The sequence below is a fragment of the Acetobacter suratthaniensis genome (genome assembly GCF_017377745.1).
GTDB lineage: Bacteria > Pseudomonadota > Alphaproteobacteria > Acetobacterales > Acetobacteraceae > Acetobacter > Acetobacter suratthaniensis.
Genome location: NZ_JAFVMG010000056.1, coordinates 1 through 834 on the forward strand (window position 1 = coordinate 1; position 834 = coordinate 834).

Consider the following 834-nt stretch of genomic DNA (forward strand, 5'->3'; position numbering starts at 1 on the left):
CGAATTGAACGGCTGCGAGAAAGGTTGATTTGAGTTTATCGTAGCGGGTTGCGATGGCGCGAAACTGTTTGAGTTTATTGAAGAATCTCTCGACAAGGTTTCGTTCACGGTAGAGAGCGAAGTCTGTTTCCCGTTGGATCGTCCTGTTGCGTTTTGGCGGGATCACCACGGTAATCCCGCGCTCTTTCAGTCGGTCAATCAGCCTGTCCGCATCATACGCCCTGTCGGCAAGGAAGGCATCCGGGTTGATTTTTTCCAGAATGGGCTCCGCCTGGGTGATATCGGCATCCTGTCCCGGAGTAATGTCGAGTTCCACCGGGTTGCCCAGGGCATCGCAGATGGCATGGATTTTTGTGGTCAGTCCGCCTCGTAAGCGTCCGATGGCCTGGTCCGCGCCCCTTTTTTGAGAGCACCCGCGCTATGCTGATGAGCCCGGACAATGGTGCTGTCGATCATCATGTATTCATTGTCATGATCGGCGGCCAGGTCACGAAATATCCGTTCGATCACTCCACTTTCACACCAGCGGCGCAGACGCCGATGCACATTTTTCCAGTCCCCAAAACGGGGGGGGGGGGGAGGTCACGCCACGGGATGCCTGCACGGTAACGATACAGCACAGCTTCCACAAAAAGCCGGTTGTCCGCAGCCGTACCGCCAACATAACCTTCCCGGCCGGGTAGAAGATCCTTTATCCGCTCCCACTGATCGTCGCGCAAACCATAGCGCCGCATCCATCTGTCTCCCGCAAAACCGGAAAAACAGACACCACAGGCAAACAGAAAGTACAACCCTCACGCACAACACTCAGAACTTAACTGACGACACGCCGTA

The 834-nt window shown here is 55.3% G+C and carries 1 pseudogene; it reads right to left on the reverse strand.

Features of this window, described 5'->3' with window-relative positions:
* Positions 1-734 (reverse strand): annotated as a pseudogene (locus J2D75_RS14275) (IS5 family transposase); the annotation flags it as partial.
* Positions 735-834 lie beyond the last annotated feature (100 nt).